The sequence below is a fragment of the Sphingomonas paludis genome (assembly GCF_053502515.1).
The window spans coordinates 217,287-236,708 of sequence record NZ_CP187558.1 but is presented as its reverse complement, the minus strand read 5'-3'; the positions used below and the strand labels follow the sequence as shown (position 1 = coordinate 236,708).

General features: G+C 67.0%; 21 protein-coding genes. 10 read left to right on the top strand and 11 right to left on the bottom strand.

What is annotated here, in order from left to right; genetic code table 11:
* Nucleotides 1-41: 41 nt before the first annotated feature.
* The 3 genes from ACPVPU_RS01135 to ACPVPU_RS01125 all read right to left on the bottom strand — a co-directional run bounded on the left by ACPVPU_RS01135 (nucleotide 42) and on the right by ACPVPU_RS01125 (nucleotide 3,729).
* Nucleotides 42-1,073, bottom strand: coding sequence for an NAD(P)H-dependent flavin oxidoreductase (locus tag ACPVPU_RS01135; RefSeq protein ID WP_448659080.1), 1,032 nt, complete (start codon nucleotides 1,071-1,073; stop codon nucleotides 42-44).
* An 896-nt stretch (nucleotides 1,074-1,969) separates the two neighbouring features.
* A complete protein-coding gene (locus ACPVPU_RS01130; RefSeq protein WP_448659079.1) occupies nucleotides 1,970-2,452 on the bottom strand; it encodes a cupin domain-containing protein in 483 nt (160 codons plus the stop codon).
* Nucleotides 2,453-2,472: 20 nt separating this feature from the next.
* A complete protein-coding gene (locus ACPVPU_RS01125; RefSeq protein ID WP_448659078.1) occupies nucleotides 2,473-3,729 on the bottom strand; it encodes an aspartate kinase in 1,257 nt (418 codons plus the stop codon).
* Nucleotides 3,730-3,784: 55 nt separating this feature from the next.
* On the opposite strand from ACPVPU_RS01125, the gene ubiG reads away from it, so the two are divergent.
* The 6 genes from ubiG (at nucleotide 3,785) to ACPVPU_RS01095 (ending at nucleotide 8,094) form a co-directional block, all read left to right on the top strand.
* Nucleotides 3,785-4,555 (top strand): bifunctional 2-polyprenyl-6-hydroxyphenol methylase/3-demethylubiquinol 3-O-methyltransferase UbiG, encoded by a 771-nt coding sequence (gene ubiG / locus ACPVPU_RS01120; protein ID WP_448659076.1) that lies wholly within the window; start codon nucleotides 3,785-3,787, stop codon nucleotides 4,553-4,555.
* A gap of 42 nt (nucleotides 4,556-4,597) precedes the next feature.
* The gene (locus tag ACPVPU_RS01115) at nucleotides 4,598-6,061 is read left to right on the top strand and encodes a S41 family peptidase (RefSeq protein WP_448659075.1); all 1,464 of its coding nucleotides are present in this window, start codon (nucleotides 4,598-4,600) and stop codon (nucleotides 6,059-6,061) included.
* Complete coding sequence (locus tag ACPVPU_RS01110; protein ID WP_448659074.1) at nucleotides 6,061-6,342, top strand: DUF427 domain-containing protein; 282 nt, start codon at nucleotides 6,061-6,063, stop codon at nucleotides 6,340-6,342. Before ACPVPU_RS01115 ends, ACPVPU_RS01110 begins: the two co-directional genes overlap by 1 nt.
* A gap of 14 nt (nucleotides 6,343-6,356) precedes the next feature.
* Nucleotides 6,357-7,046, top strand: coding sequence for a uracil-DNA glycosylase (ung, locus tag ACPVPU_RS01105; protein WP_448659073.1), 690 nt, complete (start codon nucleotides 6,357-6,359; stop codon nucleotides 7,044-7,046).
* Nucleotides 7,043-7,174, top strand: a complete 132-nt coding sequence (locus ACPVPU_RS01100; protein WP_448659072.1) for a hypothetical protein — start codon at nucleotides 7,043-7,045, stop codon at nucleotides 7,172-7,174. The genes ung and ACPVPU_RS01100 overlap by 4 nt, the downstream gene beginning before the upstream one ends.
* Before the next feature lie 512 nt (nucleotides 7,175-7,686).
* Nucleotides 7,687-8,094: a hypothetical protein gene (locus tag ACPVPU_RS01095; protein WP_448659071.1), complete on the top strand. Its 408-nt coding sequence runs from the start codon at nucleotides 7,687-7,689 to the stop codon at nucleotides 8,092-8,094.
* Nucleotides 8,095-8,344: 250 nt separating this feature from the next.
* On the opposite strand, the gene ACPVPU_RS01090 is transcribed toward ACPVPU_RS01095, so the two are convergent.
* Both ACPVPU_RS01090 and ACPVPU_RS01085 read right to left on the bottom strand, forming a co-directional pair.
* Nucleotides 8,345-9,532, bottom strand: a complete 1,188-nt coding sequence (locus ACPVPU_RS01090; RefSeq protein WP_448659069.1) for an NAD(P)/FAD-dependent oxidoreductase — start codon at nucleotides 9,530-9,532, stop codon at nucleotides 8,345-8,347.
* Nucleotides 9,529-10,467: an NAD(P)/FAD-dependent oxidoreductase gene (locus ACPVPU_RS01085; RefSeq protein ID WP_448659068.1), complete on the bottom strand. Its 939-nt coding sequence runs from the start codon at nucleotides 10,465-10,467 to the stop codon at nucleotides 9,529-9,531. Before ACPVPU_RS01085 ends, ACPVPU_RS01090 begins: the two co-directional genes overlap by 4 nt.
* Before the next feature lie 62 nt (nucleotides 10,468-10,529).
* Here ACPVPU_RS01085 and ACPVPU_RS01080 point away from each other — a divergent pair, with 62 nt between their 5' ends.
* Both ACPVPU_RS01080 and ACPVPU_RS01075 read left to right on the top strand, forming a co-directional pair.
* Nucleotides 10,530-10,883, top strand: a complete 354-nt coding sequence (locus ACPVPU_RS01080) for a thiol-disulfide oxidoreductase DCC family protein (protein WP_448659067.1) — start codon at nucleotides 10,530-10,532, stop codon at nucleotides 10,881-10,883.
* Nucleotides 10,880-11,377 carry a DUF427 domain-containing protein gene (locus tag ACPVPU_RS01075; RefSeq protein WP_448659066.1) on the top strand — a complete coding sequence of 166 codons (498 nt, stop codon included), beginning with the start codon at nucleotides 10,880-10,882 and terminating at the stop codon, nucleotides 11,375-11,377. The genes ACPVPU_RS01080 and ACPVPU_RS01075 overlap by 4 nt, the downstream gene beginning before the upstream one ends.
* Here the strand turns inward: ACPVPU_RS01075 and ACPVPU_RS01070 are convergent.
* Entirely contained in the window at nucleotides 11,346-12,896 is a 1,551-nt protein-coding gene (locus tag ACPVPU_RS01070) for an ABC transporter permease/substrate-binding protein (protein WP_448659065.1), read from the bottom strand. The genes ACPVPU_RS01075 and ACPVPU_RS01070 overlap by 32 nt on opposite strands.
* Entirely contained in the window at nucleotides 12,893-13,675 is a 783-nt protein-coding gene (locus ACPVPU_RS01065) for an ATP-binding cassette domain-containing protein (protein ID WP_448660569.1), read from the bottom strand. Before ACPVPU_RS01065 ends, ACPVPU_RS01070 begins: the two co-directional genes overlap by 4 nt.
* 162 nt (nucleotides 13,676-13,837) lie before the next feature.
* On the opposite strand from ACPVPU_RS01065, the gene ACPVPU_RS01060 reads away from it, so the two are divergent.
* Nucleotides 13,838-14,626 (top strand): SDR family oxidoreductase, encoded by a 789-nt coding sequence (locus ACPVPU_RS01060; RefSeq protein ID WP_448659064.1) that lies wholly within the window; start codon nucleotides 13,838-13,840, stop codon nucleotides 14,624-14,626.
* Nucleotides 14,623-14,994, top strand: coding sequence for a bleomycin resistance protein (locus tag ACPVPU_RS01055; RefSeq protein ID WP_448659063.1), 372 nt, complete (start codon nucleotides 14,623-14,625; stop codon nucleotides 14,992-14,994). Before ACPVPU_RS01060 ends, ACPVPU_RS01055 begins: the two co-directional genes overlap by 4 nt.
* Here ACPVPU_RS01055 and ACPVPU_RS01050 read toward each other — a convergent pair.
* From ACPVPU_RS01050 to ACPVPU_RS01035, 4 genes are all read right to left on the bottom strand, one after another.
* A complete protein-coding gene (locus tag ACPVPU_RS01050; RefSeq protein WP_448659062.1) occupies nucleotides 14,991-16,610 on the bottom strand; it encodes an alkaline phosphatase D family protein in 1,620 nt (539 codons plus the stop codon). The genes ACPVPU_RS01055 and ACPVPU_RS01050 overlap by 4 nt on opposite strands.
* A 133-nt stretch (nucleotides 16,611-16,743) precedes the next feature.
* The gene (locus tag ACPVPU_RS01045) at nucleotides 16,744-17,934 is read right to left on the bottom strand and encodes a glycosyltransferase (protein ID WP_448659061.1); all 1,191 of its coding nucleotides are present in this window, start codon (nucleotides 17,932-17,934) and stop codon (nucleotides 16,744-16,746) included.
* Between the two features lie 28 nt (nucleotides 17,935-17,962).
* Entirely contained in the window at nucleotides 17,963-18,499 is a 537-nt protein-coding gene (locus ACPVPU_RS01040; protein ID WP_448659060.1) for a DUF2141 domain-containing protein, read from the bottom strand.
* Entirely contained in the window at nucleotides 18,496-19,419 is a 924-nt protein-coding gene (locus ACPVPU_RS01035) for a hypothetical protein (protein WP_448659059.1), read from the bottom strand. Before ACPVPU_RS01035 ends, ACPVPU_RS01040 begins: the two co-directional genes overlap by 4 nt.
* Between the last annotated feature and the right edge of the window lie 3 nt (nucleotides 19,420-19,422).

The window sequence follows — 19,422 nt, the reverse complement described above, 5'->3', positions numbered from 1 at the left end:
CATGAACGGGGTTGGGGTGGCTGGGCTGGGCGGGGAGGCGGTCAGCCCGCGCGCCGACCCAGCGCGTCTGCCGCCTCGGCCATCAGCGACGCGATAATCTCTGCCACCGGCTCTTCCTTGGTCACCATGCCGACCGACTGCCCGGCCATCAGGCTACCGTTTTCGACATCGCCGTCCACCACCGCGCGGCGCAGCGCGCCCGCCCAGTAATGTTCGATCTGCAACTGCGCCTCGGCCATCTCGACCGCGCCCGCGTCCAGCGTTGCCGCCACCTCGCGCTGCTTGGCGGTGAACAGCTCCGTGCCCTTGTTCTTCAGCGCGCGGACGGGGATGACGGGCAGGCGCGGATCGACCTGAACGCTGGCCACCGCATCGCGGGCGCTTGCGCGGAAGAACGCCTTTTTGAAGTTCGGATGCGCAATGCTTTCGGTCGCGCAGGCAAAGCGGGTGCCCAGCTGCACCCCCGCCGCGCCCATCTCCAGATAGCTGGCGATCGCCCCGCCGCGCCCGATTCCGCCCGCGACGAACACCGGCAGTTGCTCGGCGACTTCGGGCAGGATTTCCTGCGCCAGCACGCTGGTCGACACCGGGCCGATATGGCCGCCGGCCTCCATCCCCTCGATCACCAGCGCATCGACGCCGCTGCGGATCAGCCGCTTGGCGAGGACCAGGGCGGGCGCGAAGCAGATTACCTTCGCCCCCGTCGCCTTGATCGCCTCCAGCGACCCTGCCGGGGGCAGGCCGCCCGCCAGCACGATATGCCCGACGCCGTGGCGGCCGCAAACCGCGATCAGATCGACAAGCTGCGGGTGCATGGTGATCAGGTTCACGCCGAACGGCTTGTCGGTCAGCGCCTTCGTCGCCGCGATCTCCCGGTCGAGCAGCTCCGGAGTCATCGCGCCGCACGCGATCACGCCAAACCCGCCCGCATTGGAAATGGCCGACACCAGGTTCCGCTCGGACACCCACGACATCGCCCCGCACAGGATGGCGGTTTCCGTGCCCAGAAATGCCGCCCCGCGCGCCATCAGCGCCTTCAGGCGCGCCGCGCCCGCTTGGTTCATCTCGCTCATCGCCGCGCCCTAGCCGCAGGCGGGGGGCGGGGGCAAGTCGGGGGCGGGCCGAAGGGCGCATCGCTAAACCCAGCCCGCTCGCCCTGAGCGTGTCGAAGGGCTGCCCTTCTTCAAGCCGCTAGACTTGCCGCCGCAGGAAAAGGCAGTGCTTCGACAAGCTCAGCACGAACGGGGTGGGGGAATGCCGCATCCCATCCGTTCGCACTGAGGAGCCGCGTCAGCGGCGTCTCGAAGTGCCTGGGCTGTGCTTCGAGACGGGGCTGCGCCCCTCCTCAGCACGAACGGGGTTTGTGGAACGGGTTGGCCCACACCGAAATCATCCCCTGCAAGGGGAGGTGGCAGGCCAAAGGCCTGACGGAGGGGTGTCTCCCCCCACGATAGCGCGTCACCCTTCCGGCGCTCCGCGCCCCCCTTCGCAGGGAAGGAGTTTGAGGCTGGCGTAAATTTAAGGGTCCGATCTGCTGACGACCTGCAAAAAGAAATTAGTCGATACTCACAATCGTTGCACCCAAATCAACAAACAGTCTGCGCACGTCATCCCGATCAGCCTGTGTATTCAATGCGTCATCGAGCCTAAGGGTCACTCTGCCCCATAACCTTGCGAACCATGGTCGTTGATCCGCTTCGCGGAGCACGGCCACAAAGAACCGAAAGGCCTCATCCCGATTATCGATCAGCCTGTGTTCTGCAGAAAATGGCATTGGAGATACACGACTAACGCTGATCCCGGTATCGCGATTCAGGATGCTTATTCGATCGCGCCCTACGGATATGTCGAGGTTCGATGTAAACATGAGATGGTGTAATCGCCACGGATAGATGAGCCAACCTATGCTCACGCTCTACCTACAATTGGCGCCTACCGTATCACAAGCGGTTGTAGATGTAGTCGTGCCCTAGTCCGCCACCCGCGGCAGTTTCATCCCCAGAATAACCAGTTGCCGCCCCTTCACCCCGAACCAGTGGGGCACGGTGGCAGGGATCAGGAATACGTCGCCGGGTTTCAGGTCGCGGCGGGTGCCGCCGTCGATGCGGCTGCCCTCCACCAATGTCGGGTTGGTCACGGCTGCATCGGCCATGGTGCCGCCGGACAGGAGTTCGCCCTCGCCCTCCAGCACGATGCCATATTCCGCCTCGGTCGGGTGGACGGCGGGATTGCCGGGCTTGCGCCAGATTTCGATGGCGGCGACCTGCTCGCCGTCCTTCAGGAGCGGCTTCCACGCAAAGCCCTGATCGGGCTTCATCTCAGTCTCCATCGCGCGGATGGTCGCCGTCGTCTCGGCGCGGCTGGCAAAGGCGGTGGGGTCATTCTGCGCCAGCGCGGGCGGGGCCAGGGTCAGGGCGGCGGCCCCGACGATGATCATTCGGAGCCGCATCATTCCCTCTCCCCTTTGCCCGTTCAGGCGGTGATTTCTTCCGGCGCGTCCAGACCATATGCCGTGTGCAGCACGCGCACCGCAAGCTCGGTATAATCTTCCTCGATCAGCACGCTGACCTTGATCTCGCTGGTCGTGATCGCCTGGATGTTGATGCCGCGCTCGCCCAGCGTCTTGAACATGGTGGCCGCGACGCCGGCATGGCTGCGCATGCCCACGCCGACGATCGTCACCTTGGCGACGCGGGTGTCGTGGCGCAGCGCCGCATAGCCGATGCCGTCCTTCGCCCTTTCCAGCACGTCCAATGCGCGGGCCAGTTCGGCATTGGGCACCGTAAAGGTCACGTCCGTCGATCCCGCCTCGTGCGCGATGTTCTGGACGATCATGTCGACGTTGATGTTCGCCTCGGCCAGCGGATCGAAGATCGATGCCACAGCGCCCGGCCGGTCCGGCACCGCGGTCAGCGTCACCTTCGCCTCGTTCTTGTCATGTGCGATGCCGGTGATCAGTTGGCGTTCCACGTCGTCTATCTCCTCTTCGCCGACGATCAGCGTGCCGGGTTCCGGGTCGTCGGTCGCGTCCACGAAGCTCGACAGCACCTGGACGCGCACATTTTCCTTCATCGCCAGCCCGACGGAGCGGGTCTGCAGCACCTTGGCCCCCACGCTCGCCAGTTCCAGCATTTCCTCGTACGTCACGCGCTTCAGCTTGCGCGCACGCGGCACGATGCGCGGGTCGGTGGTATAGACGCCGTCGACATCGGTATAGATGTCGCACCGGTCGGCCTGCATCGCCGCCGCGACGGCCACTGCGCTGGTATCCGATCCGCCCCGGCCCAGCGTGGTCACCCGGCCACCCTCGGTCACCCCCTGGAAACCGGGGATCACCGCCACATTGCCAGCCGCCAGCGATGCGTCCAGCGCTTCGGTGTCGATGCTGCCGATCCTGGCATTGGCATGGGCGTCGTCGGTGCGCAGCGGCAATTGCCAGCCGAGCCAGCTGCGCGCGGGCACGCCGATCGCCTGCAGCGCGATGGCGAGCAGGCCGCTGGTCACCTGTTCGCCGCTGGCCACCACCGCGTCATATTCGGCGCGGTCGTAAAGGGGCGAGGCCTCGCGGCAGAAATTGACCAGCCGGTCCGTCTCGCCCGCCATGGCGGAAACGACGACGGCGACCTGGTTGCCCGCATCCCATTCGCGCTTGACGCGGGCGGCGACGATTCGGATCCGCTCGATGCCCGCCATCGACGTGCCACCGAATTTCATCACGATCCGCGCCATATTCTTTCGCCGAATGCCTCTTGGGAGCAATGGGGGCGGCTGATAGGAGGGTGCCATGGCAAAGGCAAGCACCGTGCAACCCAGCAGCATCGATCCGAAAGAGGCTTCCCATTTCGGCCGCCTGGCCGCCGATTGGTGGAACCCGCGCGGGGAAAGCGCGATGCTGCATCGGCTCAACCCCGTCCGCCTCGCCTATGTGCGGGAATCGATCGATGCCCATTGGCCAGGCGCCGCCGGGGGCTATACGCCGCTGGCGGGCATGCGGGCGCTTGATGTCGGCTGCGGCGCGGGCCTGCTGGCCGAACCGCTGGCGCGCATGGGGGCTGCCGTTACCGGGCTGGATGCCGCCCCGGAAAACATCGGCGCGGCACAGGCCCATGCCGCCGCCATGGGCCTGTCCATCGACTACCGCGCCGTCGGCGTCGAAACGCTCGACGACGAGCAATTCGACCTGGTCACCGCGATGGAGGTGATCGAGCACGTCACCGATCCCGCTGCCTTTGCGTCGGCGCTTGCCCGGGTGCTGGCGCCCGGCGGGCTGCTGATTGTCTCCACCCCCAACCGCACGCCGCAATCGCGGATCGGCATGGTGGGCGTGGCGGAGGCGCTGGGCATGATCCCGCGCGGCACGCATGACTGGGCGAAGTTCCTGACGCCCGCGGAGCTGACCGACCTGCTCGCCGCCACGGGCCTGATCGTGTCGGAGCCGCGCGGCATCGCCTGGTCCCCCGGGCGGGGCCTGCATCTCAGCGACGATCTGGCGCTGAATTATCTGCTCGTGGCGCACTGGCCGCAGGGACAGGTTGCAACCGCGCCGGGCTTGTGACCGTATAGGGGCCATGTCCCCTCACGTCGGAATGTGCCCGTCATGATCAAGCGTAACCGAACGATCGCCGCCCTGGCCCTTGTCTCGCTGTTGTCCGCATGCGGCGGGGGCGGTTCCTCGACCCCGGTCGGCGGTCCGATCGGTGGCGTGCCGCCATCGCCCACCCCGTCTCCGTCGCCTACGCCAACGCCGGTTTCGTCCGCCTGTTCGGTGGCTGCCCGCAGGGATTGGGTCGCGGCCCAGATCAACGAATGGCATCTCTATCCCGACCTGCTGGCCACCGGGCTGAACCCCTCATCCTATTCGACGGTCGATGACTATGTCGACGCGCTGGTCGCCCCGGCCCGTGCCCAGGGGCGTGACCGGTTCTTCACCTATGTGACCTCGATCCAGGAGGAAAACGCCTTCTTCTCCTCCGGCGAAACCGCCGGCTTCGGCTTCCGGTTGCTGACGGACCCCAGCCGTACCCGCCTGTTCGTCGCCGAAAGCTTCGAAAACACGCCGTCGACCGACAACCGGGTGGAACGCGGCGCCGAAATCCTCGCCATCGGAAACACGCCCGAAACATTGCGCACCATCGATCAGATCGCGCGAGAGGATAATGGTTCGCTCGGCCCATCGCTTGGGCCGGACACGGTCGGCACCACCCGGTCCTTCCGCATTTCCGAAGCGGGCACGACCCGCGTCGTCACGCTGACCAAGCGCAATTACGACGTCGCACCGGTATCCAGCCGCTACGGCGCCCGCATCCTGAACGATGGCGGGAAAAAGGTCGGCTATGTCAATCTGCGCACCTTCATCTCCACCGCCGATGCCCAGCTTCGCTCGGCCTTTGCCCAGTTCCGGGCCGAAGGGGTGACGGAGGTGATCGTCGATGTCCGCTACAATGGCGGCGGGCTGGTGCGGATCGCCGAACTGTTCGGCGACCTGCTCGGCGCCAACCGCTCGGCAAGCGATGTGTTCAGCCTGACCACCTTCCGCGACAGCAAATCGAACTTCAACAGCGTCAGGAACTTCGCCGCCCAGCCCGAATCCATCGCTCCGACCAGGATCGCGTTCATCGGTACCGGCGGCACCGCTTCGGCCAGTGAGCTCGTCGCCAATTCGATGATCCCCTATCTCGGCCCCAACACCGCGCTGATCGGCAGCAACACCTTCGGCAAGCCGGTGGGCCAGATCGCGCTCGACCGCGCCGAATGCGACGACCGGCTGCGCGTCGTCGCCTTCGCCACCCAGAACCGCGACCGGCAGGGCGAATATTTCCGCGGCCTCGCCGCCGTGATGCCGCGCACCTGCCAGGCGGAGGATCAGTTCGCCCGGCCGCTGGGCGATGCCAGCGAGGCGTCGGTGCGCGGCGCGCTCGACTTCCTTGCCGGGCGCAGCTGCACGCCGATCGGCACCGGTGCTGCCTCCGCCACCGCCAAGCGGCTGCGCGACCAGCAATATGAACCGCTGATGCCCGACCGGCCCAGCGTCGCCCAGCGCGAAGTCCCGGGGCTGTTCTGATGGTCACCGCCCGCTGGAACGGCCGCGTCATCGCCGAAAGCGACGATACCGTGGTGGTGGAGGGGAACCATTATTTCCCCGCCGACGCCGTCGACCCCGCCGTGCTGGTGCCCAGCACCCGCACCAGCGTGTGCGGGTGGAAGGGGACGGCGAACTATTACAGCCTGTCCGTCGACGGGGCGGTGAATGCGGACGCCGCATGGTATTATGCCGATCCCAAGCCCGCCGCTGCCGAGATCAAGGACCGGATCGCCTTCTGGCGCGGGGTCGAGGTCCGCTGACTAGCATCGCGGGGATGCGGCTCAGCCCCGAATGGCGGGCACTGGTCGGGGGCGAGCTCGACCAGCCTTATATGGCCGATCTGCGTGCGTTCCTGCTGGCGGAGCAGGCGGCGGGCAACCGCATCTTTCCCCCCGAGCCGGACTGGCTGCGCGCGCTCGACCTGACCCCGCCAACAGCTGTGCGCGTCGTCATCCTGGGGCAGGATCCCTATCACGGGCCGGGTCAGGCGCATGGCCTGTGCTTTTCGGTCCGCCCCGGCGTCCGCGTGCCGCCCAGCCTCGCAAACATCTACAAGGAACTGGCCAGCGATCTCGGCATCCCACCCGCGCGGCATGGCCATCTGGAGGCCTGGGCGCGGCAGGGGGTGCTGTTGCTCAACAATGTCCTGACGGTGGAAATGGGGCTGGCTGCCTCGCACAAGGGGCGCGGCTGGGAATCCTTCACCGACGCCGTGATCGCTGCGGTCAACGCGCTGCCCCAACCGGTCGTGTTCCTGCTCTGGGGCAGCCATGCCCAGAAAAAGGCCGCCGCCGTCGACCGCAGCCGCCATCTGGTGCTTACCGCGCCGCACCCCTCGCCGCTGTCGGCGCATACCGGCTTTCTCGGCTGTCGCCACTTCAGCCGGGCCAACGCCTTTCTGGCCGCGCACGGGCGGGGCACGATTGACTGGCGGCTGCCGGAGGCGTCAGAGGCAGCGGCATGAGTCAGAAGGACACCGACCGCCAGGCCCGCCTCGCCCAGGCGCTGCGCGACAACCTGAAACGCCGCAAGGCGCAGGCCCGAGCGATGGCCGGGCAGGGCGAGCCGGAAAAGCCGGACGAGGGGCGGTAGAGGGCAATACCCTCACCCTTCCCACCGCTTCGCGGCGGGCCCCTTCCCTCTCCCGCCTGCGGGAGAGGGAATGAAGAAGCCAGCCCCCCTTATTTCCCTCTCCCGCAAGCGGGAGAGGGAGGGAGCACCGAAGGTGCGGAAGGGTGAGGGCCTTCCTCTCAGCCACCAGCTACGCCCCACCCGTCACCCCGGCGAGAAGGCCGGGGTCCAGCGCGCCCTCTCAATCGAGGGATCGGCCCAGCCGCACCCTGGACGCCGGAACAAGTCCGGCATGACGGGAATAGCGCCACCCTTTACCCCAGCCCCAAACGTCACCCCGGCCCTGTGCCGGGGTCCAGCTTGCAGCGCGCCACCCGCCCGAACGGTTCGCCTACCAGCGTTGCACTACGGGTGTCGGTGCGCGGATGCGACAAACGGGTATCGCTGGACGAACGCACCGGCTCCGCTTCTAAAAGCTGACGTTCAGCTATCGACCCCTTTGCAGTCATCGCGAAGCGAAGGTAAGCTAGGCCATGCTGTCCAGGCTGCTGCGTTCTCTGCCGTATTTGGTGCACACAAACAGAGAGCTTGGTTTGATGCTTGCGGGTAAGAAGCCGATGGCCTCTTTCGTCGATGGCCGGGGCTGCTTTCCGGAAGTCGTTGAACGATACCTAAGACTTTTCGATCGCCATGTCGCAGAGGGTCGGCTTGTGCGCATGGACCATTTTTCTGAAGCTATAGGGAGGCGCGCCTACGTTGCTCACCGGATATTGTTCGCGTTACCGGGAGAGGAATGGCGAATGCAGGCAATGATTGATCTCATGACGGGTGACGATCCGTGGTCGCCCGCGTCAGAGCGTCGGCAAGGCGAGCTCCTTGGTTACGCGGACTGGATGAACGACTATTGGCTGGAGTTCATCTATGGAAAGCAGACGGTCTGAATTCCACCCAAATCCTGTCGTGGCTTCTGTAGCCTGAAAGCAGTGTTTCTCGCCCCCACCCGTCACCCCGGCCTCGAGCCGGGGTCCAGCATGGGCCACGCGAAAATAATGGCAATGTTGGATTTCGCGTGCTTCACCCTGGTCGATGCAGAGCGCGCTTTCCGTCCCGGCAACCCACCTGTTGCGTATCTGTCGCGTCGTTGACGCTTCACGCCTAAAACCCGTTCATTTCGTCAAAACTGTCAACCGATCACCGCCGCTCGGCCAGCCCCTCTGCCGCCGCATGGCCGCTGGCCCAGGCCCATTGGAAATTATATCCGCCCAGCCATCCGGTCACGTCCACCGCCTCGCCGATGGCATAAAGGCCGGGCACGCCGCGTGCCTCCATGGTCCGCGACGACAGCCCGGCGGTGGCGATGCCGCCCGCCGTCACCTCCGCCTTGGCAAAGCCCTCCGTCCCGTTCGGCCGGAACAGCCAGGCGCCCAGCCGCTCCCCCGCCGCCGCCAGCTTGGCATCGGTCTGCGCGGCGAGTTCCCCGGCCAGCGCCAGCCGCTCGGCCAGCACGGTCGCCAGTCGTTCGGGCAGCGCCTCGGCCAATGCCTTAGCCACTGTCTGCCGGGGTTTCGCCCGCTTGGCCGCGACCAGCCAGTCGGCAGCCCGATCGGGCAGGAAATCGATGCCCACCGCCTCGCCATGCCGCCAATAGCTGGACGCCTGCAGGATCGCGGGACCGGACAGGCCGCGATGGGTGAACAAAGCCGCCTCACGGAACCGGGCCTTACCCGCGCGCGCCTCCACTGGCGCGGCCACGCCGGACAGCTCGCGGAACAGCACATCGTCGCCGCCCAAAGTCAGGGGGACAAGCGCCGGGCGCGGCTCGACCACCTTCATCCCGAAGCGCCGGGCAAGGTCATAGGCATAGCCGGTGGCACCCAGTTTCGGGATGGCCGGGCCGCCAGTGGCGATCACCAGTTGCGGTGCGCTGACCCGGCGACCGGCCAGCGACAGGGTGAAGCGGCCATCGCTGTGCCCCACCTCGCCCACCGCTTGACCCAGCGCCCAGTCGACGCCGCCCGCATCGCATTCGGCGCGCAGCATCGCCACGATCTGTTTCGCCGAGCCGTCGCAGAACAATTGCCCCAGCGTCTTTTCATGCCAGGCGATGCCATGCCGGTCGACGAGTTCGACGAAATCGGCGGGCGTGTACCGCGCCAGTGCCGATTTGGCGAAATGCGGATTGGACGACAGGTAGCGGTCGGGTGCGGTATGGATGTTGGTGAAATTGCACCGCCCGCCGCCGGAAATCAGGATCTTGCGCCCCGGATCGGCATTGTGATCGACCAGCAGGACGCGCACGCCCCGCTTGCCCGCCTCGGCGGCACAGAACATGCCCGCCGCGCCCGCGCCCAGCACGATGGCGTCATAGGCGTCGCTCATCCCGCGTCGATGATCCGGCTGGCGAGCGCACGGCCGGACCGCCACGCCGCCTCGACCCGCGGCCCGATCAGCCAGTCGCCGCATGCGCCGATCCGCGCCTCCGCGTCCCAGATCGCGGTCGCACCATGCCCGCCCGACCGGGCGTAGCGCCAGCGATGGGCGGTCAGCAGCTTGAGCTGGGGCAGGGGGGATGCGGCATGGGCCGCCAGCTCGGCCAGCAGCGCGTCGGCAATGGCAGGGGCGTCGGCCTCCAGATGCTCGGTCGACCAGGTGGGCGAGCCCTGCACCACCCATGTCTCCGGCCCGGTCCGGCCCGGCTTGGCGCTGTTGCGCGCTGCCCACCCGATCGCGCCCGCATTGCGGATGGTGTCGGCTTCGATGGCGACCCGTTCGGGAAACGCCGCCATCATCGTCCAGCACGGGTCCGACCGGGTCGCCTCGGCTGCCGCCGCCAGTTCGGGCAGATGCGGGCTGGCCAGCGCCGCCACCTGCTCCGCTGGGACCGCGATGACCACCGTGTCGAACGCCCGTGCCTCGCTTGCCCCGGTCAGCCGCCATCCGGCCCCGTCGGCGACCAGGGCGTCGATGCGCGCGCCCCAATGCACGTCATGCGCCGCCGCCATTGCCCGGATCACGGCATTCATGCCCGGCGTGCCGACCCAGGCATCGTCGCCCGCGACCGGCCAGCGCGCAACCACGCCAGCGTCTGCCCATCCCTCGACTGTCGCGGCAAATTCGGTATCGCGTGCGGTGAAATATTGCGCGCCATGGTCGAACTGGACTTCGGTTCCTTCGGGCAGCGCCATGCGCCGGGTGCTCATCCGCCCGCCCGGCCCGCGCCCCTTGTCGAACAGGGTGACGCCGTGCCCTGCCGCCGCCAGCGCGTCCGCCGCCGACAGGCCCGCCATGCCAGCCCCGATGATCGCAATCCGCATGATGCTCCTTCGTCCTTTGGTCCAGCTTATCCCGGCACTCATCGCCACCTATATGGTTGCCCATGGCACAGGTGACAGTCTGGTTCGATGGGGCTTGTCCGCTCTGCACGCGGGAAATCTCGCTGATGCGGCGGCTGGACCGGCGCGGGCGGATCGATTTTCTCGATGTCAGCGGCGATGCGCCCGCCGATTGTCCGGTCGACCGGGCAGACCTGCTCGCCCGCTTCCATGCGCGGGAGGGGGAGCGGATACTGTCCGGAGCCGCCGCCTTTGCCGCGATGTGGCGGGCGATCCCGCTCTTGCGTCCGCTGGGCGAAATGGCGCGGGTGCCGCTGGTGCTGGCGGGGCTGGACTGGCTCTATCGCCGCTTCCTGCGCATCCGGCCCCGGCTGCAGCGTTGGGCGGCCGCCAGATGAGGTGGCCGGACCCCGATCCGCCCTTGCCGGGCCAGGAAAGCGTCTGGGACTATCCGCGCCCTGCGGTGCTGCGGCCCAACACGCGCCACATCCTGATCTGCCATCGCGGGCATCGGGTGGCGGACACCCGCGGCGGGTTTCAGGTGCTGGAAACCAGCCATCCGCCCAGTTACTACCTGCCGCCCGATGCCTTCGCGCCGGGCCTGCTGACCCCCAATCCGCGTCGCTCGCTATGCGAATGGAAGGGGCAGGCGCGCTATTGGGACGTGGTTGTCGGCAGCGAACGGATGGAGGGCGTGGGCTGGAGCTATCCCAGCCCCACCCCCGCCTTTGCCGCAATGAAGGACCATATCGCCCTTTACCCTTCGCCGTTCGACGAAGTGCTGGTGGACGGGGAACAGGTGACGCCTCAGCCGGGCGGCTTTTATGGCGGCTGGATCACCCGCCATGTGGCGGGACCGTTCAAGGGGCCGCCGGGGACCCAGTTCTGGTGAGTTGTTCGTCCAGCCAAGCCGCCGCCTGATCCGGGCTGCGCTTGTCGGCATCGCGGTCGACCATCCAGTTGGCCTCGCGCATCGCCTCCACCGGAATGGCCCCGATCAGCGGCCGGACCGCCGCGACGAGCGCCGCATCCTCCGCCCGGCCGGGGGCAAGCATCAGGATCGCGTCATAGCCCGGAATGGCTTGGCGCGGATCGGCCAGTACCTTCAGGTCCTGCGCCGCGATGCGCCCGTCCGAGGAAAAGGCGGAAATGACATCCGCCTGACCACTCCCGATGGCGCGGTACATGAAGCTTGGGTTATACGGCGTGGCCGATTTGAACCGGATTGGATAGGCGCGCTGAATCGCCGCCCATTCGGGCCGCTCCAGAAACTCGACATCGGTGGCGAAGGACAGGCCGGGCGAGGCGGGAACCAGGTCGTCCAGGCTGTCGATCCCCAGCCGCTCTGCCTCAGCCCGGCGCATGGCAAAGGCATAGGCATTTTCGAAGCCCAGCGATCCGAGCAGCGTGACCGAATGTTCCTTCGCCGCCCATTGGCCGACCCCCCGGACGATGGCTTCGCGCGACGGCACGTCGCTGCGCCGCATCTCGTTGGTCCAGATTGTGCCGGAATAATCGACATACAGGTCGATCTCCCCGGATTTCAGCGCCGCGAACACCACGGCGGAGCCAAGTCCTTCCCGGTAGCGGACGCGGTATCCCGCCGCCTCCAGCCGCCGTCCGATCAGCCGGGCGAGAATGAACTGCTCCGAAAACCCCTTTGCTCCGATCGTCACCACCCGGCCCTGGGCTGCGGGCAGCAGGGCAGGGGCCAGCGCCAGCAGCACTGCGCCCAGCATCGCCGCCAGTCCGCCCCAGACCATCCAGCGCCGCCGGGCCTTCAACCCCCGCTCGATCAACCCCAGCAGCCCGTCCGCCGCCAGCGCCAGCCCCGCCGAGGCCATGCATCCCGCCAGCACCAGCGCCCAGTTCTGCGTCTGCAGCCCCGCAAAGATCAGGTCACCCAGGCTTGGCTGGCCGACCGTGGTGGAAAGGGTCGCCGCACCGATCGTCCAGACGGCGGCGGTGCGGATGCCCGCCATGGCGATGGGCGCGACCAGCGGTGCCTCCACCAGCCACAGTTTCTGCCATCCGGTCATGCCCATGCCGTCCGCCGCCTCGATCACTGCCGGGTCAAGGCCGTTCAGACCGGTGACGATGTTCCTGAGGATCGGCAGCACGGCATAGAGGGTCAGCGCGAGCAGGGCAGGCAGGAAGCCCAGCGCGGGCACGCCGCCGCCGACCAGTCCGGAAAGGCTGAGCAGCACTGGATAGAAAAGTGCCAAAAGCGCCAGCGCCGGGATGGTCTGAACGAGGCTGGCAAGCCCCAGCGCAATCCGCGCCGCCCAAGGTCGACGTGCGGCCGCCACCGCCAGTGGCACGCTGAGGATCAGCCCAAGCAGCAATGCCGATCCGGCCAGGATCAGATGCTGGGCCGCCAGTTCCGGCACGCGGGCGAAGGCACCCGTCATGCCCCCCGCTCCAGTTCGGCCAGCCGGTGCGCCTGGTCGCGGGGCACCGCGACCAGCGCGTCCGCCGCCGCCCCGGCACGGCCCGCGATCAGATCGGCGGGCGTTCCGTCCCCGACGATCCGTCCGGCCTGCATCACCAGCACCCGGTCCGCCAGCAGCAGCGCCTCGGCCATGTCATGCGTGACCAGGATCGTGGTCAGCCCCAACCGGTCGTGCAGCGCCCGGATCGCCCGACCAAGCGTATCGCGGGTGACGGGATCGAGCGCGCCGAACGGCTCGTCCATCAACAGGATGCGCGGGCTGGCCGCCAGCGCACGGGCGATGCCCACCCGCTGTGCCTGTCCGCCCGACAGCGCCGTGGCCGGCCGGGCGGCGAAATCGGCCGGCAGGTCGACCAGAGCCAGCAATTCGGCGACCCGCGCCTCCGTCCGCCGCTCGCCCGCCAGCCGCAACGCCATCGCGATGTTCTCGCCGACGCTCAGGTGCGGAAACAGGCCGATATGCTGAAATACATAGCCGATGCCCCGACGCAGCATCGGCAACGGCTGGGCCGCGCTATCCTGGCCGTCGATCGTGACCGACCCTGTATCGGGCACGACGAGCCGGTTGATCGTCTTGAGCAGTGTCGACTTGCCCGATCCGCTCGCACCGACCAGCGCCACGAAGCTGCCGCCCGCGACCGACAGCGAAACATCGTCGACCGCCGCCACGCCAGCATGGCTCTTGGTGATGCCATTCAGCGTAATGGCGGGTCCGGCGGATCGAGGGGCGGGCGGCATGTCCGGCGGAGTGTGGGGAAAAGTGACGCGAAGGTCAAAAGCCGTGCGTTCGACGATCGCCATGGCTCCTGACCATTTCCATACCCGATCCTCGAAAATGGCTGGTAACCGCTCCGCAGCTGAGGCATCCAGAGGTGAACCATGAACAGGGGGAGGCCAGCCATGGCGGATGCACGCCGTTCGATCTTCATCACTGGCGGCGCGTCGGGGATCGGCCTGGCGACGGGCCGATACTTTGCCGAGCGGGGATGGCGCATCGGCCTGGCCGATGTGAACGAAGCGGCGCTGGGCGCAGCGCTCACCACGTTTCCCGCCAATGTGGCGACCGCCCATGCGATGGACGTCCGCGATCCCGATCAATGGCGGGCCGCCCTTGCCGAATTCACCGCGCCATCCGACGGTCGGCTGAATGTGCTGTTCAACAATGCCGGCATTCCCGTCGGCGGCCCGTTTCACGAAACGCCGCTGGCCGACCTGCACCGACTGATCGACGTCAATTTCACCGGGGTCGTCAACGGCGCACATGCGGGGTTCCGGCATCTGGCGCGTACGCCCGGATCCTGCCTGTTGAACACCGCATCGGCAGCCGGGATTTACGGCACGGCGGGCACGGCGGTCTATTCCGGCACCAAGTTCGCGGTTCGCGGGCTGACCGAGGCGCTGGACGGCGAATGGCATCGCGCCGGAATCAAGGTCCGCTCATTGATGCCCAGCTTCATCGAAACGCCGCTGCTGGATCAGCACCCGGCGGGATCGAACCGGAACATCCGCGAAGCCGTGCTATCGGCCGGGCTGGAACTGACCCCGGTCGAGGCGGTGGCAGAGGCGGCGTGGCGCGCCGTGCACGGCGATGCGGTGCACACGGTCGTGGGCAAGACGGCGGAGCGGATGCGGTTCGCCGCGCGCTGGATGCCGGGCAAGCTCCGCAAGCAGGCGCGGGGATCGCTGTGACCGATCGGGCGACCCCCAACCTGCCGTCGCGGGATTTCGACGCGACCATCGCCTTTTATGCGCCGCTCGGGTTCGAAGTCGCGTGGCGGGACCGGGGCTGGATGGTCCTAGAGCGGGGCGGCGTGACGCTGGAATTCTTTCCCTGGCCCGATCTGGATCCCGCGACGAGCAGTTTCGGCGCATGCCTGCGCCTGGACGAGATCGAACCGATCTGCGCGGCGGCGCTGGCGGCGGGGGTGCCGGATGCACGCACCGGCTTTCCCCGCCTGCACCCGCCCAGGCCGGATGCCGCATCGGGCCTGACCATCGGCTATCTGCTCGATCCCGATGGCAGCCTGTTGCGGCTGATCCGCAATCCGGCCGATTAGGCCATGACGCCCCGGCCGCGCATCACGGTGGCGCTATGGCCGACCTGCCCCGTCAGTTTTCGCTCGCGGATGGTGTCCATCATGATCCAGTCGTTGCGGACCTGATCTGGATTCAACGTCATCTTCATATATCCGCGGCGGCTGGTATCGCACCATTTCAGCTCCGGGTTGGTGTCGACCAGCGCCCGGGCCACAACCTTTGGATCGACGGCCAGCGCGCTTTCATAACCAGGCGAGGTGACGGAATGGCCGGCGAACTCCACGCCGGCGGGCTTGCCGTCCTGCGCCAGGTCGTATGCCCAGCCATTATGGCTGTCGCCCGCGATGACGATCAGGTTCGCGCCCATGCCCTGCGCCGATTTCAGGAACCGGGCCCGTGCCGCCGGATAGCCGCCCCACGCGTCGAAGTTGAGCGGCAGCCCGGCCTTCGATGCCATGATCCCCGCCATTACATATTGGCGGACATAATCGGGCGCATCCTTTGCGATCCACTCGATCGCGCTGGCGGGGGAGCGCGTCTCGCCCATGATCGTACCGAAGCCGACGACCTGCCAGCGCGTGCCCGCCCGCACGGACGCCGCCATGGCATCGGCCAGCCACGCCTCTTGCGGCAGGCCCATCATGGTGGCGGACGCATCCTGCCACGCGCCGTCGCGGAACTCGGCCAGCGCCCGCATCGGATCGGCCGCCCTGAACAGCGGGGCGATGTCCTTTTCCTGGGTCCGGGCCAGCACGCGGGTCTCGGTGCGGAACAAAGTCGCCAGGTTGCCGATCTGATAACTGGCCCAGGGCGCGTCGGATACGGGCAGCCATTCCCGGTACGCCTGCATCGCGGTCGCCTTGCGCACCTGCCAGTCGCCTTCATTCTCCTGGTGATTCTGCGCCCCGCCTTCCCAGCTGTCATTGGTCGATTCGTGGTCGTCCCATTGCAGGATCATCGGCTTGGCAGCGTGCAGCGCCATCAGGTCGGGGTCGGCACGATAGCTGGCGATGCGCAGCCGGTAATCGGTCAGCGAGACGATCTCGTTCAGCGGCTGCGGCACGCGCGATGCGATCGCCTGGGCATCGGACGGATAATTGCCCTTTTGATACTCGTAATAATAATCGCCCAGATGGACGGTCAGGTCGATGTCGTCGCGGGCGGCGGCATGGCCATAGGCGGTGAAATAGCCGAACCCCATGTTCGAGCAGGAAAAGATGCCGATCCCGTAATCGCGCACGTCGCCGTCCGGCAGGGTGCGGGTGCGCCCCGTGGGCGAGAAACTCCCGTCGGGCGCGACGAAGCGGTAATGATAGCGGGTGCCGGGGGTCAGGCCCATCACCACCGCCTTGACCGTATGGTCGCGCCAGGGGCCGGTGGTGACTTCGGCCCCGCCGACGATGCGCGCGAAATCGGCGCTCTCCGACACCTCGACCTTCAGCTTGACGGTGCCGCCGCCCGACGGGACATATCGGGTCCAGAACAGCATGTGCGTCTGGCCCGGCTCGCCGCTGGCGACGCTGTGGGTAAAGCCGAGCTGGGCTGCCTGCGCCCACGCGATGCGCGGCAGGGCGAGCGCACCCGCGCCCAGCGTTGCGGTGACGAGCAGATGGCGGCGATCGAGACGAAGGGTCATGGCGGCGTTCCCCGGAAAGACTATGTCCCCGCCCTGCACCGGCTTCATGTCGCCACGGTGACAGGACCGACCCGTCGACCCGTCAAACGTGGCTCGACACGAACGGATCAGACATTTGGGAGAGGATTCCCCGTCAGCCGGTCGCAGCAGCCCGCCGGTCGCCCCGCGCATCCAGCAGCGACTGGTAATAAGCGACCAGTTGCTCGGCATGTTCGTGGTCGGATAGGACCTGGGCGGCCGCGCGTCGAGTGGCGGCGCGCAGAATGGCGGGTTCGCGTTCGAACAGCCGTTTGATGGCCGCCGCTGCCGAACGGGCATCGCGCGCCTGATATTGCTCGGCGATCAGGGGATTGGCGATTTCGGCAAAGCCCCCCTCATCCGGGGCGATCAGCGGCAGACCCGACGCAATCGCCTCCAGTCCCACCAGTCCGAACGGCTCGGCATCCGACCCGTGGATCAGCGCATCGCAGCTCGCCATGATCCTGGCCAGCCGCGCCCGGTCGTAGATTGGCCGGAACAGCTTGATATGCGGGCTGTCCTTCACCCGTCGCTGTACCGAACGGCTGTCCACGCCGGCACCGATCTGGATCAGGCCCACGGGCATGATCGAACCCGCGCGCTCGACCGCATCAAAGATCATCGGCCAGCGCTTTTCGGGGTGATGGCGACCCAGTCCGAGCAGGAGATGCGCGTCCCGGGGCAGGCCAAGCTGCGCCAGCAATTGCTCGCGCAGGCCCTCGTCCCGGTGATCGGGCGAAAAAATGCCCGGCTGGATGCCCAGCGCCGCCGAATGATGCACCGTCAGCCCCCGCCGCTCATGCCGCTTGGCAAGGGCAGGGCCGTTGCTGACGAACGCGTCGAACTTGGCCAGGAACCGGCCCATATAGTCGGTGTACCACTGGAACGCGCGCTCGATGCGGTTGGGGCTGGCCCATCCTTCGAACCAGCGCATGGGATAAGCGCCGACATTGTCGTTATGGGCAAAGAACACCTTCAGCGCATCGCCCTGCCATCCGCCGACGATCCAGGCCGGTCGCCATGGCGAACTGGTTTCGACGACATCGGGCTTCAACCGGTCGAGCAGCGCGCGGATTTCCCGGCCGGAGACGAAGATGCCGTAATTGGTGTCAAAGATCAGGCGCGGTGCCTTGACCCAATAGATGCGGCCGCCGCCGGGGCGCTCCTCGACCCAGCTTTCGCGGCCGGGGGCGATCACGAACAATTCATGGCCAAGCTCGGCCATGATCTCCATCTTGCGATCGAGATAGGTGCGCACGCCGCCGCCGGTGGGCGAATAATATTCATTGACGTCGACGACGCGCATGGCGGGGGCGAGTGCCCGGCCCCTTTCGTCAGGCGACCGGGCCGAAGCCCGACAAGCCCCGCATATATTGTGCCCTGATGGTGACCACCGTCGTTCCCCTGCCAACGGTTACGGTCGCCTGAGCCAGCTTGGGCTTGCTGCGGCCCAGTTTCTGGTCGCTGACGAACCCTGCGCCGTCGCGCCAGAAATTGAACTTGTTCTTGCCGTCGCGGTCATGCGTGAACAGCAGGGCATAGCGACCGGGAGCCGGCGCCTTGATGCACATGCTGACCTGGCCGGATGCGGGCATGTCCGCCCAGACGCGGCGAAAGAACTTGCCCTCGGCGCGCAGCACCTTGTCGTCCTTCAGGAAATCCTCGTCATTGGCGGGCCACAATTCCAGCTTCAGCCGGCCGGTGCGGTCCTTCAGCCCCGCGATATTCACCTGGATGGCGGTTTCGCCGTTGACACAGGCGGACGCATCCGAACCCAGCGGGGACGGAGCGGCGGCTGCGGTTCCCGCCATCAGCGCGGCCGACGCGGCAAGCCCAAGCGCCGCAAGGCCATGTCTGGCAAACAGGGTCATTCCACTTTCCTCGTCACTGCGGACAGCGCGAACATCACGGCCAGTCCGATATGCACCATCAGCGTCAGCGCGGCCCCAAAGGCCACGAGATCGCTCAGCGCTTCCTGCTGACCTATAAAAATAATGGCGAAGGTGGCGAAAAGAAGGTCTTTGTTCGGCACAAGCGGCAGGCGGAACACCAGCAGCCGCCCCGCCACCAGAAATGCCCATTCCATCAGCGGCACGTCCGGCATCGCCAGGTGCCAGGCAAGGCTCAGGAACACGCTGTCGATCAGGATGCGCAGCAGGTGCACGCCGCTGATCGCCCACAGCGCCGGATAGGGCAGGGCAAAGACGCGCCGCGAAAACAGGACGAACGGCACCGACAGCATGAACATGACGACCGCCGACAGCGCGATGTTGCGGAAATCCTGATCGGGAATCAGGTTCGCGCCATAGGGCAGCACGAACGCCAGCATCATCAGGGTGACGATGTTGCCGGTGACGCCCGACAGGATCGTCACATCCTTCACGTCGCCAAAGGGCGACGTCACCATGCGCATCCGCTGACGCGCCCAGGCATAGAAATACAGGTCGCCCGAATAGCCGATGGCGACGTCGTTGGCGATCCGCTTGCGCAGCAACGCGCCGAGCCCGGCCAGCGGCAGCCCCCATAGCCGACGGAAAATGACGAAATCGCCCATCGGCGACGCCATGTAGGATACCGCGAAACAGACATAGAATAGCGGATTGCGGGGCACCTGCGCGCCGAATCCGCCCAGTCCGCCCTCGAACAACTCCAGCGCCAGGCCGCCCGCCATCAGGATCGACACCACGATGCCGATCCATTTCGGCCAGCGCGAATCGGCACGCGCCATCGGTTCCAGCCCGCCCAGATCGGCCGGGCTCACCGGGGCCGGGTCGACCGTCCGCACATCCATGCC